The organism is Roseibium algicola (assembly GCF_001999245.1).
In the GTDB taxonomy this organism is placed as follows: Bacteria; Pseudomonadota; Alphaproteobacteria; order Rhizobiales; family Stappiaceae; genus Roseibium; species Roseibium algicola.
Window position 1 is genome coordinate 2,556,662 of sequence record NZ_CP019630.1, and the last position, 14,794, is coordinate 2,571,455.

The 14,794-nt window shown below is 60.8% G+C and carries 11 protein-coding genes; 7 read left to right on the forward strand and 4 right to left on the reverse strand.

Annotated elements, in window-relative coordinates; all coding sequences use genetic code 11:
- Positions 1-18 precede the first annotated feature (18 nt).
- From polA to B0E33_RS11905, 3 genes are all read right to left on the reverse strand, one after another.
- Entirely contained in the window at positions 19-3,009 is a 2,991-nt protein-coding gene (gene polA, locus B0E33_RS11895; RefSeq protein ID WP_077291333.1) for a DNA polymerase I, read from the reverse strand.
- A 55-nt stretch (positions 3,010-3,064) separates the two neighbouring features.
- Positions 3,065-4,096 (reverse strand): acyltransferase family protein, encoded by a 1,032-nt coding sequence (locus B0E33_RS11900; RefSeq protein WP_077291334.1) that lies wholly within the window; start codon positions 4,094-4,096, stop codon positions 3,065-3,067.
- 118 nt (positions 4,097-4,214) lie between these two features.
- The gene (locus tag B0E33_RS11905) at positions 4,215-4,727 is read right to left on the reverse strand and encodes an FxsA family protein (RefSeq protein WP_075283209.1); all 513 of its coding nucleotides are present in this window, start codon (positions 4,725-4,727) and stop codon (positions 4,215-4,217) included.
- A 238-nt stretch (positions 4,728-4,965) separates the two neighbouring features.
- Between B0E33_RS11905 and B0E33_RS11910 the strand changes: the two genes are divergently transcribed.
- The 7 genes from B0E33_RS11910 to trpS all read left to right on the forward strand — a co-directional run bounded on the left by B0E33_RS11910 (position 4,966) and on the right by trpS (position 13,676).
- The gene (locus tag B0E33_RS11910) at positions 4,966-5,694 is read left to right on the forward strand and encodes a Tim44/TimA family putative adaptor protein (RefSeq protein WP_077291335.1); all 729 of its coding nucleotides are present in this window, start codon (positions 4,966-4,968) and stop codon (positions 5,692-5,694) included.
- A gap of 113 nt (positions 5,695-5,807) precedes the next feature.
- Entirely contained in the window at positions 5,808-6,926 is a 1,119-nt protein-coding gene (gene mltA / locus B0E33_RS11915) for a murein transglycosylase A (RefSeq protein WP_208997803.1), read from the forward strand.
- A gap of 3 nt (positions 6,927-6,929) precedes the next feature.
- Positions 6,930-7,499 carry a Smr/MutS family protein gene (locus B0E33_RS11920; protein ID WP_062485885.1) on the forward strand — a complete coding sequence of 190 codons (570 nt, stop codon included), beginning with the start codon at positions 6,930-6,932 and terminating at the stop codon, positions 7,497-7,499.
- A 4-nt stretch (positions 7,500-7,503) separates the two neighbouring features.
- Positions 7,504-7,875 (forward strand): helix-turn-helix domain-containing protein, encoded by a 372-nt coding sequence (locus tag B0E33_RS11925; RefSeq protein ID WP_023002387.1) that lies wholly within the window; start codon positions 7,504-7,506, stop codon positions 7,873-7,875.
- 171 nt (positions 7,876-8,046) lie between these two features.
- Positions 8,047-10,881, forward strand: coding sequence for a [protein-PII] uridylyltransferase (locus B0E33_RS11930; protein ID WP_023002388.1), 2,835 nt, complete (start codon positions 8,047-8,049; stop codon positions 10,879-10,881).
- 32 nt (positions 10,882-10,913) lie between these two features.
- Positions 10,914-12,476 (forward strand): murein biosynthesis integral membrane protein MurJ, encoded by a 1,563-nt coding sequence (gene murJ / locus B0E33_RS11935; protein ID WP_062485891.1) that lies wholly within the window; start codon positions 10,914-10,916, stop codon positions 12,474-12,476.
- Between the two features lie 120 nt (positions 12,477-12,596).
- Entirely contained in the window at positions 12,597-13,676 is a 1,080-nt protein-coding gene (trpS, locus tag B0E33_RS11940) for a tryptophan--tRNA ligase (RefSeq protein ID WP_023002390.1), read from the forward strand.
- A 677-nt stretch (positions 13,677-14,353) separates the two neighbouring features.
- On the opposite strand, the gene B0E33_RS11945 is transcribed toward trpS, so the two are convergent.
- Positions 14,354-14,668: a cupin domain-containing protein gene (locus B0E33_RS11945; protein WP_077291337.1), complete on the reverse strand. Its 315-nt coding sequence runs from the start codon at positions 14,666-14,668 to the stop codon at positions 14,354-14,356.
- Between the last annotated feature and the right edge of the window lie 126 nt (positions 14,669-14,794).

Here is a 14,794-nt window from a genome sequence, read left to right on the forward strand (position 1 = left end):
GGTTAAACGCGACGTGTTCTAATGCGCCTCGTCCCAATTGTCGGCGGCGCGGGCGTCGACCTGAAGCGGCACGGAGAGTTTCAGCGCCGGATCGCAGGCGTTTTCCATTACGTCCCTGATCACCGGAATGGTGGATTCCACCTGCGCATCCGGCACTTCGAAGATCAGTTCGTCATGCACCTGCAGCAGCATCTGCGCATCCAACTTTGAGCCTTCCAGCCGGTTTTCCATGCGCACCATCGCCCGACGCAGGATATCCGCGGCAGACCCCTGGATCGGGGCGTTGATAGCGGCACGTTCATAGAAGGCGCGCATGTTCGGGTTCTTGGTGTTCACTTCCGGATAATGCGCCTTGCGGCCGAAGATCGTGGTCACGTAGCCGTTCGCATGAACCTGCTTCTTGGTCGCTTCCATGTAGTCCTTGATGCCCGGGAAACGCTCGAAATAGGTCTTGATATAGTCGCCCGCTTCGCCGCGCGAGATGCCGAGCTGGTTTGCGAGGCCGAATGCGGAAATGCCGTAGATGATGCCGAAGTTGATCGCCTTCGCCCGGCGACGGACCATCGGATCCATGCCTTCGATCGGCGTTCCGAACATTTCGCTTGCCGTCATGGCGTGAATGTCCAGCCCGTCGTCGAACGCCTTCTTCAACTGAGGAATATCGGCCATATGCGCCAGGACGCGCAGCTCGATCTGGCTGTAGTCGGCCGAGATCAGCTTGTGACCCTTTTCGGCAATGAAGGCCTTGCGGATCTTGCGGCCTTCCTCGGTCCGGACCGGAATGTTCTGCAGGTTCGGTTCCGACGAGGACAGACGCCCGGTGGTGGTTGCCGCCAGCGCGTAGGATGTGTGCACACGCCCCGTTTCCGGATTGATGTAACCGGGCAGGGCGTCGGTGTAGGTGGATTTCAGCTTGGAAAGCTGGCGCCAGGAGACGATCCGCGATGGCAGTTCGTGCCCTTCCGCGGCCAGATCTTCCAGAACCTGCGCCGAGGTCGACCAGGCGCCGGTCTTTGTCTTCTTGCCGCCGGGAAGACCCATCTTGCCGAACAGGATATCACCAAGCTGCTTGGGCGAACCGATGTTGAAGCTTTCACCGGCCAGCTCGTAAATCTCGGCTTCCTTGCCGGCCATGCCTTGCGCGAATTCACCCGAAAGGCGCGACAGCATCTGCCGGTCGACGGAGATGCCCCGCTTTTCCATGCGCGCAAGCACCGGCACCATCGGCCGTTCCAGCGTCTCGTAGGCGGTCGCCATACGCTCGGAAGCGAGCCTCGGCTTCAGGATCAGCCAGAGACGAAGCGTCACATCGGCGTCTTCCGCCGCATAGGCGGTTGCCTTGTCGATGGCGACCTTGTCGAAGGTGATCATCGACTTGCCGGAGCCACAGATTTCCTTGAACGGGATCGGCTTGTGATCGAGCCAGCGCTCGGACAGTTCGTCCATGCCGTTGCCGCCCTTGCCGGCATCGACCGTGTAGGACAGCAGCATTGTGTCGTCGTAAGGCGTGATGTCGACACCGTATCGGGTCATCACCAGCCAGTCGTACTTGAGGTTCTGCGCGATCTTGAGAACCGAACGGTCCTCCAGCATCGGCTTCAGCACTTCCAGCGCGTCTTTCAGCGGGATCTGGCCTTCGACAAGACCGCCACCGCCAAGAAGATCACCCTCGCCGTCGACGTGGCCAAGCGGCACATAACAGGCCTTGCCGGGCTCGGTGGACAGCGAAACACCGACAAGCTCTGCCTGCATGGCGTCCAGCGATGTCGTTTCGGTATCGAAGGCGACGTAGCCCTTTTCAAAGGCCGCGTCGCACCATTCCTTCAAGCGGTCGAGGCTGGTGACGGTTTCATAGGCGCTGCTGTCGACCGGGATCGCCCGGATCGTCTGGGCGCGTGCATCGGCAACCGTCTGCGGTACCAGAAGGCCGGAATTGTCCGGATCAGCGTCGCCCGGGGTTTTTGCAGCTTCCGAACCCGCGCTGTCACTGCCGGCTGCGCGCTCCATCATCCGGCCCTTGTGGTCCGGAACATCCCATCCCGGAACCTTGAGGTCCGATGCATCGACCGTATCCAGATCGGCACCGGTCACATCCGCAACGCGCCGGGTGAGGGTGGTGAACCCCATCGCCTTCAGGAAGCCGAGCGCCTTGGGTCCGTCAACATCGGTAACCGACAATTCGCCCACCGGCACCTTGACCGGCACATCCTGCTTGAGAGTGACGAGCTGCCTGGAAATTCGCGCCTGATCGGCAAATTCGATCAGGTTTTCCCGGCGCTTGTTCTGTTTGATCGTGTCTGCCTTGGCGAGCAGCGTTTCCAGATCGCCAAATTCGTTGATCAAAAGGGCCGCGGTCTTCAGGCCGATACCCGGCACGCCGGGCACGTTATCGACGCTGTCGCCCGCCAGCGATTGCACCTCGATGACCTTGTCGGGACCGACGCCGAATTTCTCGAACACCTCGGCTTCGCCGAAGGTCTTGTTCTTCATGGTGTCGATCATGCCCACCTTCGGGCCGATCAGCTGCATCAGGTCCTTGTCGCCTGAAACGATGGTGACGCGCGCGCCCTGTTCGGCAGCCTCACGGGCATAGGTCGCGATCAGGTCGTCCGCCTCGAAGCCTTCCTGCTCGATGCAGTGAACCGAAAAGGCGCGTGTCGCTTCGCGGATAAGGCCGAACTGCGGCACCAGATCTTCCGGCGGGTCCGGCCGGTGGGCCTTGTATTCCGGATAAATCTCGTTCCGGAATGTCTGCGCGGAATGGTCGAAGATCACCGCGAAATGGGTGGGCTCGTCGCCTTCCTCCGGTGTCAGGCCTTCCTGCAGCAGCTTCCACAGCATGTTGCAGAAGCCAGAAACCGCCCCGACAGGAAGCCCGTCCGGCTTGCGCGTCAGCGGCGGCAGCGCGTGATAGGCGCGAAAAATGAACGTGGACCCGTCGACCAGGATGAGATGGTCATCGGCGGTGAGGGCGGAGGAGGTGCTTTGCGTCGACATGGCGCGGATCATGCCCGCAGCCTGTTCTGGAGAAAAGTCCTAAAGTTAAAAATTCCAAGCTTGCCGATCACTCAGCTGCCTGTGCCTGACGTTTCCCGCCAAAGGTTCCGCTGAGATACGCCCAGGCGGGCCTGCGGAACAGGAACCAGCCGATGTTCGTGCGGCGGATCAGCCAGAACAGGATCATCGGACTGACCGACGCCACCAGCGTCACGATCAACGACGTTGTGCCGATATCAAGGATGCCCAACTTCAGCAGAATCACCCGCGTCACGCCCATGGGGAAGAAGAAGGCGAGATAGATGACGATCGAGTTTTCGCCGAAATGCTGAAGGAAACCGAGCCGGCCCCATTTCACGATCAACGCGCTGGTGAGGATGATGGCACCTGCACCGGCCGCGCCAAGAACAAGGGCAATGACCGGCAGATGCGCCCAGCCGGCATAGACCAGCGTGCCGTTCACCAGGCCCCAGACCAGCAGACACGCGAGACTGATCCCGATCCGCTCGCGCGCCCAGTCGGCCAGAGCGAAGATCTGCGGAGCAAAAACGAAGCCGGCATAGAAGAAAACGAAACGGGCCGCGAATTCATCGACCAACAGCCAACCGGTGTGGATCGGCGCGATCTGCAGAAGTGCGCCGACGGCCAGAACCAGTTGCCACGGCACACCCTTGTCGTGGGCGACCTTTGACACGACGAAGAAGACCGGCAGCATGTAGATGAACCACAAGGTACCGAAGGGCTCGATGAAACTCAGAAAATAGAGTTCCACCGTTTCGCGAACGCTGGTCTCCTCGATGAAGACGGGCGCCTTCACCAGAAACTGGATCGTCATCCACAGCACATAAAAGTAGGCAAAGTGGACGACCTTGCGATCAAGATAGAGTTTCCAGTCGCGGGTAATGACGTTCGACAGGAACAGGCCCGAGATCAGGAAGAAATCCGGCATGCGGAAGGGGGCTGCAAAGGCAACGACCACATGCATCCAGCCTGTCTGGCCAGCGGCGGCTTCCACGCCGAGCACCGAATGCATCATCACGACGAAGATGATGCAGATGCCCTTGGCGGTATCCACCCAATCTACACGCCTGGTGCTCATTCTCCCGCTGCCTGCTCCGCTTCAGTCCGGTTTCGGGTCCAATTCAGCGCAGACATAACCTTGACTGGTAAATTTTACGCATACACCAGCAGTCACGTTTTAGTGAGCGTTTGGGAAATCAGGGCTTCGCGTTGTCCGAGCCATCCTGCCAGGGGCTGAGCTTCGGCTGGCCGGAGCCACCACCCGTGCCGCTGTTTTTTTCGCTCCAGTCGCCTTCGTCCAGATCCACGACGCCGTCATCCGGCCGGCGCATACCACCGCCGCCATCGACGATAACGACGTTCGATCGGGCAATGATGAACCGCGCCAGCGCTTCGCGCACCGGCGGTATGAACAGGAGCAGGCCGATGGCATCCGTGACGAAACCCGGGATCAGCAGCAGAATGCTGGCAAGAACGATCATTGCACCCTGCATCACCTCGTTTCCGGGTGTGCGGCCGGCATCCAGCTCCGTTTGCATGCGCATCAGCAGCGACAGGCCTTGCTGGCGCAGCATCACTGTCCCGGCCAACGCGGTGATCACCGTCAGCAGGATTGTCGGGAACACACCGATCAAGCCTCCCACCCAGATGAACATCGCAATCTCGATCAGGGGCAGAAGAAGAATTGCGGCAATGATATAAAGTCCCACGGGAGCTCCATCGTCTGATAAGCTATTCGGACCTAAGGTAGACATTCACTCGCAAAAATGCGAGCAGGCAGTCACGAAATGGCTATGAATGCAAAGATTCAGTCTTGCTCTTGGGTCTGGATGCTGGTTCAAGGACCCCCTAAATAGGAAGCAGACAGGCTTTGCGTACGAGGCTGCGCTCACCTGGCAGTTAGAGCAGGCGGCTCTAGGGCCTCAAAAAGGGTAACCGGAAGTTACGATGAACGAGATTTTTGACCCGTTGAACCTCCTCCTGATGGGACTTGCGGTTTTCATTCTGTTCAGACTGCGATCGGTGCTGGGCAAACGCACCGGCAATGAGCGCCCGCCATTCGACCCCTATTCCAAGCCCGATCAGCCGCGCGAACGCAAAAACGGCAACGATCAGGACAATGTCATCCCGATGCCGAACCAGACCACGCCGGAGGCCGAGCCGGTCGAGGAGAGCGGTCGTGGTGGCGACGTCGTGATCGACAAGGTTGCCCCGGCGGGCTCCGCATTGAACAGCGCCCTGAAGCAAATCCTGTCCGTTGACCGCAGCTTCGAGCCGGAACCTTTCCTGGAAGGCGCACGCGCCGCCTACGAGATGATCGTGATGGCGTTTGCGGACGGCGACAAGAAAGCGCTGAAGAACCTTCTCTCCCGCGAAGTCTATGAAGGCTTCGTCACCGCAATCGACGATCGCGAAAAGCGTGGCGAGACAATCGAATCGACCTTTGTCGGCATCGACAAGGCCGAAATCGTCGAAGCTGCGCTGAAGAATTCGACCGCCCAGGTAACCGTGAAGATCCACAGCCAGCTGATTTCCGCCACGCGCGACAAGGCCGGTGAAGTGGTCGACGGCGATCCGGCCAAGGTAAGCGAAGTGATCGACATCTGGACCTTCGCCCGGGACACCACGTCTCGCGATCCGAACTGGAAGCTGGTCGCGACCGAATCCGCAGAGTAATCACGATGCAGGGCAAGCGGAACACGCGGCCCCGGCCGGGCTTCCGGCTTGTCCCACTGCTAAAGGGCGCGGTTCTGGCCGCGCCGCTTTTCTTTTCAGGAGCTGCCTCATCCATGGTACCAGGCCAACGGATCCCGGACCGGTTCGAGGCAATCTCCTTCTCCAGTCTGCCGGGCTGGCTGAACGACGATCATGCCGCCGCTCTTGCCGGATTTCTGCGCCTGTGCCGCAAACCGGAAATCCTGACCCAGGACACCGTTTTTCCCTCCGTTGCCGCAGCAGATCTGCAAAAGCTCTGTAACGACGCCGAAAAGGCCGCAAAGTCCGGTGATGAAGCACCGCGAGACTTTTTCGAAAGCCGGTTCACGCCGCACCGAATTGCCCAGAGCGGATTTGTGACGGGCTATTTCGAGCCGGAACTGGCCGCCTCGCGGGTCAGAACCGAGATATTCCGGTATCCCTTGCTCAAAAAGCCGGAAGGCCTGGAGGCGATCACGCCGGAAAACCGGCCACAGGACTGGCCCGAAACGCTCAGCCATGGACGGCGGGTTGAGGGACGCGTCACCGAAATGCCGGATCGGAGCGCCATCATGGATGGCAAGCTCGATCCGGAAAATCTCGAACTCGTCTGGCTTGCCGATCCGATCGACGCCTATTTCGTACATGTTCAGGGCTCGGCAAGGCTGCGTCTTGCGGACGGAAGCGCGATGCGGGTCGGTTATGCGGGGAAGACAGGCCACCCCTATACCGGCATTGCCCGGTTGCTGGTAACGCGCGGAGAAGGCACGCCGGAGGACTTCACGGCTGCCGGACTTCGTGCCTGGCTGGAAGCGCATCCGGAGGAGCGAGATCAGCTGTTCCGACAAAACCGGTCTTTCATCTTCTTTCGGGAAGTCGACGAAATCGGCGTGAACGACGGGCCCGTCGGGGCCGCGGGCCTTCCCCTTGTGGCAGGCCGCAGCCTTGCGGTCGATCCGAGTTTCATTCCCTATGGATCCCTGGTTTTCGTTGCCTCCGCGCTGAAGGATCACGATAGCGACGACGGCGCTTTCCAGCGGCTGATGGTGGCAGATGACACCGGATCGGCAATCAAGGGACCGGCGCGGGGCGATATCTTCGTCGGATCCGGGCAGACGGCAGGCGCCATTGCCGGAGAAATCCGCCACAAGGCCGACTTCACGATCCTGGTGCCGAACATCCGTCTTGGTCCCGCTGGTGTGGCGGCGGACTGAGACATGGCAAGACGGGGTAAAAAAGGGACACTGTCGCCGGAAGACAGGGAACTGTGGGGCAAGGTTGCCAAAACCCTGACACCGCTGCATCCGGACAGGGCTCAGGACCTCAAGGCCGAGCTTGAGAAAATCGCCGAAACCGAACCGGCGGCACCCGCAAAGGCGCTGAAAACCGCGACCGCGATCCAGGCTCCCGCTGCGGCCAAGGCGCCGCCAACACCGCTGCCGCTGCATCAGCTGGAACACCGCTACCGCCGCAAGCTGGTGCGCGGCGTGAAGGCCATCGATGCGCGGATAGACCTGCACGGCCTGACCCAGCATCAGGCGCATGACCGGCTGCGCGGCTTTCTCTACCAGGCGCAGGCGAGAAGTCATAAGGTTGTGCTGGTAATCACGGGCAAGGGCAGCGGTGACGCACGCGCCTATATGGACGAGCGCGGCGTTTTGCGCAGAATGGTGCCCCAGTGGCTGTCGATGCCCGACTTGCGATCCGTGGTACTTGGCTACGAGGAAGCCCACGCGAACCACGGCGGCGGCGGCGCACTGTACGTTCGCATTCGAAAAAGAAGGTAGGGCCGTGACCCCACTTGGCGCAAAAATCCGGGAACTCAGGATAAAACGGGATGTGTCGCTGAAGGAAATGGCAGCGGCCTTGTCGGTTTCCAGTGCCTATCTGTCCGCGCTGGAACATGGCAAGCGCGGCAAGCCAACCTGGTTTCTGGTGCAGCGAATCATCACCTATTTCAACGTCATCTGGGATGAAGCGGAAGAAATCCAGCGCCTGGCCGAACTGTCCGACCCGCGCGTCACCATCGACACGGCCGGCATGGACCCGAAGGCCACCGAACTTGCCAACCAGCTTGCGCTGAAGATCGGAGGCCTTTCCGAAGAGTCTCTTGCAGCCCTCCTGCACCAACTCCGGGTTGCCGCCGTGAAGGACGGTGTGTGACGACGCATGCCCTCGCCAGGTTCAAACCATGGCATGGCGGTGCATTGCTGTTTCTGTACCGCTTGGAACGCAGCCTCTTGCAGGTCAGTTCAGGATTTACGTGTCCTTCAATCCCATCCTCTATATAACCTCCAGCAAACCTGCGCCTGCTGAACGGAACACTGGACCAGTATGAAACTCTCCCAGGAAGACCTTGCCGGACTGATCGATGCCGATGACCTGAGAAATCGCCTGACCGCGCTGACCGCCGGCAATGACGGCGACGGTTCGGACATGAAGACCCGCTCGGCTGTTCTTGCGATGCTGAAGCAGGTGGTGAAAGACGCTCGCGGCAAGGCCCAGGCGATGCTGGACGAGGACGGCGGCGGGCTGCTGTGCGCCGGGCGGCTGTCCTATATCCAGGACGAGCTGATCCGCGTGATCTACGATTTCGCCCTGCACCACGTCTACCGGATCAAGAACCCGTCCGCCGCGGAGCGCATGGCCATTGCCGCCGTTGGCGGTTACGGCCGCGGCACACTGGCGCCGGGGTCCGACATCGATCTTCTGTTCGTGCTGCCGTACAAGCAGACCCCCTGGGGTGAGCAGGTGGTGGAATATATCCTCTACATGCTCTGGGACCTGGGCTTCAAGGTAGGCCACGCGACCCGGAATATCGACGAGTGCATCCGCCTGTCCAAGGCGGACATGACCATCCGCACCGCCATTCTGGAAGCCCGCTACATCTGGGGCGACGAGGCTCTTTTCGAGGAACTCGTCCAGCGCTTCGACAAGGAAGTGGTCGAAGGCACCAGCTCGGAATTCATCGCCGCCAAGCTGCTGGAACGCGATGACCGCCACAAGCGCCAGGGCGCCTCGCGCTACCTGGTCGAGCCGAACATCAAGGAAGGCAAGGGCGGTCTGCGCGATCTCAATACCCTGTTCTGGATCGCCAAGTACCACTACCGGGTCAACAGACAGTCGGAACTGGTCAAGAAAGGCGTTCTGACCCGTTCGGAATATGCGCGGTTCAAGAAGTCTGACGACTTCCTGTGGGCGGTCCGCTGCCATCTGCATTTCCTGACGGGACGGCCGGAAGAGCGCCTGTCCTTCGATGTCCAGCGCGAGATCGCGATCCGGCTCGGCTACACCCAGCACCCGGGCATGAAGGATGTCGAGCGTTTCATGAAGCACTACTTCCTGGTGGCCAAGGATGTCGGCGATCTGACCCGCATCATCTGCGCCGCGCTGGAGGAAGAGCACGTCAAGGAGCCGCGCGGCAAGGGCCTGACCGGCATGATGCGCCGCCTGCGCGCAGGCCGCGTTTCGGCAACCGCCAAGCCCGTTGAAGGGGCGACCGGCTTCGTGGTGGAGAACAACCGCCTGAATGCGGTATCCGACACCGTGTTCGAAACCGATCCGACCAACCTCCTGCGGGTGTTCCAGATCGCGGACAAGCACGACTACAACATGCATCCGCAGCTGACCCGCCTGATGCGGCATTCGCTGAAGCTGGTCGATGGAAGCCTGCGCGCCGACCCTGAAGCGAACCGGCTTTTCCTGTCGATCCTGACCTCCCGGCACGCGCCGGAAAAGACCTTGCGCAAGATGAACGAAACCGGCGTGCTCGGCCGCTTCGTGCCCGAGTTCGGCAAGGTCGTGGCGATGATGCAGTTCAACATGTATCACCACTACACGGTCGACGAGCATCTGATCCGGTCCATCGGCGTGCTGGCCGATATCGAGCGCGGCAACTCCGGCGACGACCATCCACTGGCAACCGACCTGATCCTGACGCTGCAGAACCGCAAGGTGCTGTTTGTCGCCATGTTCCTGCACGACATCGCCAAGGGCAGGCCGGAAGATCATTCGATCGCCGGCGCCCGGGTCGCGCGCAAGCTGTGCCCGCGTTTCGGACTGAACGACGCGGAAACCGAGACGGTTGCCTGGCTGATCGAGCATCACCTGGACATGAGCACCATTGCCCAGTCGCGCGACCTGTCGGACCGCAAGACGATCACGGATTTCGCCAACACGGTGCAGTCGCTCGAAAGGCTGAAACTGCTCCTGATCCTGACCGTGGCCGACATTCGCGCCGTCGGGCCCGGCGTCTTCAACGGCTGGAAAGGCCAGCTGCTGCGCACGCTCTACTATGCCACCGAACCCCATCTGTCCGGCGGCCACACGAAGATGTCGCATCGCCAGACCATCGACAAGGCCAAGGAAGAGCTCGGCAGCAAGCTGGAGCACTGGTCCGCCAAGGACCGCAATGCCTATTTGAACAGACATTATCCGGCCTACTGGCTGCGTACGGAGCCGGAGCGGCTGGTCTCCCATGCCGAACTTCTGCACAAGGCCGACAAGGACAAGAGGCAGCTCGCCTTCCAGGTCATCCCGCGCGCCTTCGAGGGTGTGACCGAGCTGACGATCATGGCGCCGGACCATCCGCGCCTGCTGTCGATCATTGCCGGGGCCTGCTACACGACCGGTGCCAATATCGTTGACGCACAGATCGACACCACGACAGACGGCTACGCGCTGGACACGATCTTCATCGGCCGGGAACTGCCGGACGACGAAGACGAAAAGCGCCGCGGCGAGCGGATTGCCAAGCTGATCGAGACCACACTACGCGGTGAAGAGCGGCTTCCGGAGCCCGTTTCCAAGAAGACCGGCGTCAAGGGCCGCATGAAGGCCTTCAAGGTGGCCAGCGAAGTGCTGGTCAACAACGCCCTGTCTGACGATTACACGGTGCTGGAGATTTCTGGTCTCGACCGGCCAGGCCTGCTCTACGACCTGACGCGCTCCATCGCGACGCTCAATCTGAACATCGGTTCGGCCCATATCTCGACCTTCGGCGAGAAAGTGGTCGACGTTTTCTACGTCACCGATCTCACCGGACAGAAAATTGCCAACATCGGGCGTCAGGAAATCATCCGTGAGCGCCTTGCCAATGCGGTCGACGGCCATGTGGAACTCGATCCGGCAGCTCCGGCAACCCGCAAGGTTCAGCGGCAGGCTTCATAAGTGCATACCTTCCTCTTCGGAGTCCTTCCGGCATGAGTCTCGTCCGCAATTTCGCAACCGTCGGCAGCGCGACCCTGCTGAGCCGCCTGCTCGGCTTTGTTCGCGACGTGCTTCTGGCCGCCGTCGTCGGGGCCGGTCCGGTTGCCGATGCCTTTGTGGTGGCCTTCCGTCTGCCCAACCTGTTCCGCCGGCTGTTCGCGGAAGGCGCCTTCAACTCCGCCTTCATCCCGCTGTTCGGGCGAACGGTCGAGGAAGAGGGCGATGCGGGCGCCAAGCGGTTCGCCGGGGAAATCGGCGCAGCGCTGCTGTTCTGCCTGCTGGTGCTGACTGCTTTTGCACAAATCTTCATGCCGCTGGTGGTGTGGGCACTGGCACCGGGTTTCGTGGAAGACCCCACCAAGTACGACCTGACAGTTCTGATGTCGCGGATCGCGTTTCCCTATCTGATCTTCATGTCGATGCTTGCCTTCATCGGCGGTATTCTCAACACCTATCAGCGCTTTGCCGCCGCTGCCTTCGCGCCGGTGATGCTGAACGTGGTGATGAGCGCCGTTCTGGGTGCCGTGCTTTATCTCGGTATCAAGGACGACACGGCGCTCGGGGTCATTCTGGCCATCGGCGTCACTGTTGGCGGGATCGTGCAGTTGATCGTCGTCCTCATCGACCTGAAGCGCCTCGGCTTCAAGATCCCCGTCTTCCGCCCGCGCTATACCAAATCGGCCAAACGCCTGCTGATGCTTGGCATTCCGGGCGTCGTTGCCGGCGGCGTCACCCAGATCAACATTGCCGTCGGCCAGATCATCGCCTCCATGCAGGAAGGCGCCAATGCGCTGCTCTATTTCGCCGACCGGCTCTACCAGTTGCCGCTCGGGGTGATCGGCATCGCCATCGGCGTGGTGCTCTTACCCAGCCTGACGCGGCAACTGCGCGCCGGACAGATGGGCGCTTACCAGCACAGCCTCAACCGAGCACTGGAGTTCTCACTGGTGCTGACCCTGCCGGCCGCTGTTGCGCTGGCTGTCATACCGCAGGAAATCGTCTCGGTGCTGTTCCAGCGGGTGCGCTTCGATGCCGCCGCGGTGGAAGGCACGGCTGCAGCCCTGACGGCATTTGCCTTTGGCCTGCCCGCCTTTGTGCTCAACAAGGTGTTTTCGCCCGGTTATTTCGCGCGGGAAGACACCAAGACGCCGATGATCTTTGCCGTTGTCGGCATGGTCGTGAACGTCGGCCTCTCGATCGCGCTGTTTCCCATGCTCCAGCATGTGGGCATCGCGCTGGCCACAACGCTGGCTGGCTGGGTGAACACCGGCCTCCTGATCATCGTTCTGTGGCGACGGGGCCATTTCCAGCCCGATTTCAAGCTGCTCCGGCGGCTGTCGCTGGTGGTGCTCGCCAGCCTGCTGATGGGGGTCGCGGTGCATTTTGCTGCCATCTACATGGCCTCCTGGCTATCGGCGCCATGGCTGGCGGTGCGTGCGGGCAGTCTCGTTCTGCTTGTGCTCGTCGGCATGGTCACCTTTGCCGTCTTCACCCAGCTCAGCGGCGGTTCCGACCTTGTCGGCATGCTGAAAGCGTTGAGACGGCGCAACACCTGACCGCGAAACGCCGGCGCACGCCGTTTCCAGCTTGCATGCATAACGGACCGGGCTTAAACCCGGCCCGCCCAAACATTCATAGCGCCCTTCCAACCGGCCGCACCATCAAAGGGATTTGAAATGGCGGAGTTCCAGCCCCGTGTCTTTTCCGGCGTCCAGCCGACAGGCAACCTGCATCTTGGCAACTACCTGGGCGCCGTTTCGCGCTGGGTTCCGTTGCAGGATCAGATGCCGACGATCTTCTGCGTCGTCGACAGCCATGCCATCACGGCAGGGTTTCCGGATCCGCACGAGCTTGCCCAGGCAACCCGTGAAGTGACCGCTGCCTATATGGCGGCCGGCATCGATCCGAAGAAATCGATCATCTTCAACCAGAGCCAGGTTCGCGAACACACCGAACTTGCCTGGATCTTCAACTGCGTGGCGCGCATGGGCTGGCTCAATCGCATGACCCAGTTCAAGGAAAAGGCCGGCAAGAACAAGGAAAACGCTTCCGTTGGCCTGTTCGCCTATCCGAACCTGATGGCTGCCGACATTCTGGCTTACCGTGCGACCCATGTTCCGGTCGGCGACGACCAGAAGCAGCACCTGGAACTGACCCGCGACATCGCCGCCAAGTTCAACAACGACTTTGCGGACCGGATCAAGGAACTGGATATCGGCATCGAGAACCCGACGCCGTCTCCGGAACTGCCGGAATATCTCTATTTCCCGATGACCGAGCCGATGATCGCCGGCCCGGCTACCCGGATCATGTCGCTGCGCGACGGCACCAAGAAGATGTCGAAGTCCGATCCGTCGGACCTGTCGCGCATCAACCTGACGGACGACGCGGACTCGATCTCCAAGAAGATCAAGAAAGCCAAGACCGATCCGGACGCGCTGCCGAGCGAAACCGGCGGCCTGGAAGGCCGTCCGGAAGCAGACAACCTTGTCGGCATCTATGCCGCCCTGAGCGGCGCGACCAAGGCCGACGTCCTGAAGGAATACGGCGGTCAGCAGTTCTCGGCCTTCAAGCCGGCCCTGTCCGACCTGGCGGTGGCGAAACTCTCGCCGATGACCGACGAAATGCGCCGCCTGATGGACGACAAGGCACAGATTGACGCCATCCTGAAGGAAGGCGCCGAAAAGGCCTCCGCCATCGCCGAACCGGTGCTGAAGGACGTTCGCAAGATCATCGGTTTCCTCGACGTCCGGTAAACAGACGCGACAACAACCTGATCCTGAAAGCCCGGCAGGTTTCTGCCGGGTTTTTTGCTTGGGTAACCGCAATCCGCAACGTTCCACCTTACACCGTTGCGCCTTGCCCGGAAAAAAGCGGAGGTTCGCCTCATACCCTTGCAGGTCGTCATCCCATGGCTCGACCATGGGATCCGTGCCATTGCGCCGCAAAGAGAAAAGTCCTTGCCGTGAGCAAAGGTTACGGCAAGGCGACTTGTCATCCCCGCACAAGCAGGGATCCAGTATCCAGCTGATTTGCGATTATTCGCCTCGGACGACACGGCGTACTGGATCCCGGTCTTGCCGCGTTGCGCCAAACCGGGATGACAAATCATGGCAGCGCGTGGAAGCCGGTCCTGACGACAGCAAATGCTGAAGCCCGCGCTTCGCTACGCATTGCCCGGGATGAAAAGGCAGCCTTTTTCCCCTTCCTCAATTCCGTCATCCCATGGCTCGACCATGGGATCCATGCCATTACGCTCCAAATCGGCAAAGCTTTGCGGTGGGCGAAGGTCAGGGGATGGATTGCAGGGTCTAGCCCTGCAATGACGGGGTGGGTTGAGAGGTTGGGACTTTCATCCGGCCGACGGGGCTCACCAGCCGGTTTGTACATTGCCACTGGATCCACTCCCTGGGCTGCCCCGTGATCTACACTGTCAAACGCTATCCTTGCGCTCGACAACGAGCACTCTTGCCTCTCCGACCGGGTGGGCCACATGGGCATCGCCGTCGTTGGCGAAGAAGATCTGTCCTTCGGTCAGGCGTTGAACCTTCTCGGTTCCGGCCTCGCGGTAGTGCATGTCGACAGTGCCCGACAGAACCACGAAGACTTCCGGACCGTCGTTGACGTGCCATTTGTAGGGCTTGTCCGTCCAGTGCAGGCGGACCGTGATGCCGTCCAGTTCACCGATCAGACGTGACCCCCAGGCTCTTTCCGCCGTAAAGCTGCTTGTATCGAGATGGAAATCCATGAAACTCTCCCGCTGCAAAATCACTCAAGGGTGCTATCGCGGACAGGCTCTCGTTTCTTCCGGCAATTTGACCGGTTCGGCCGGTCAATTGCCGGTGAACGCAGGCAGTTCGACACACAGGACAAT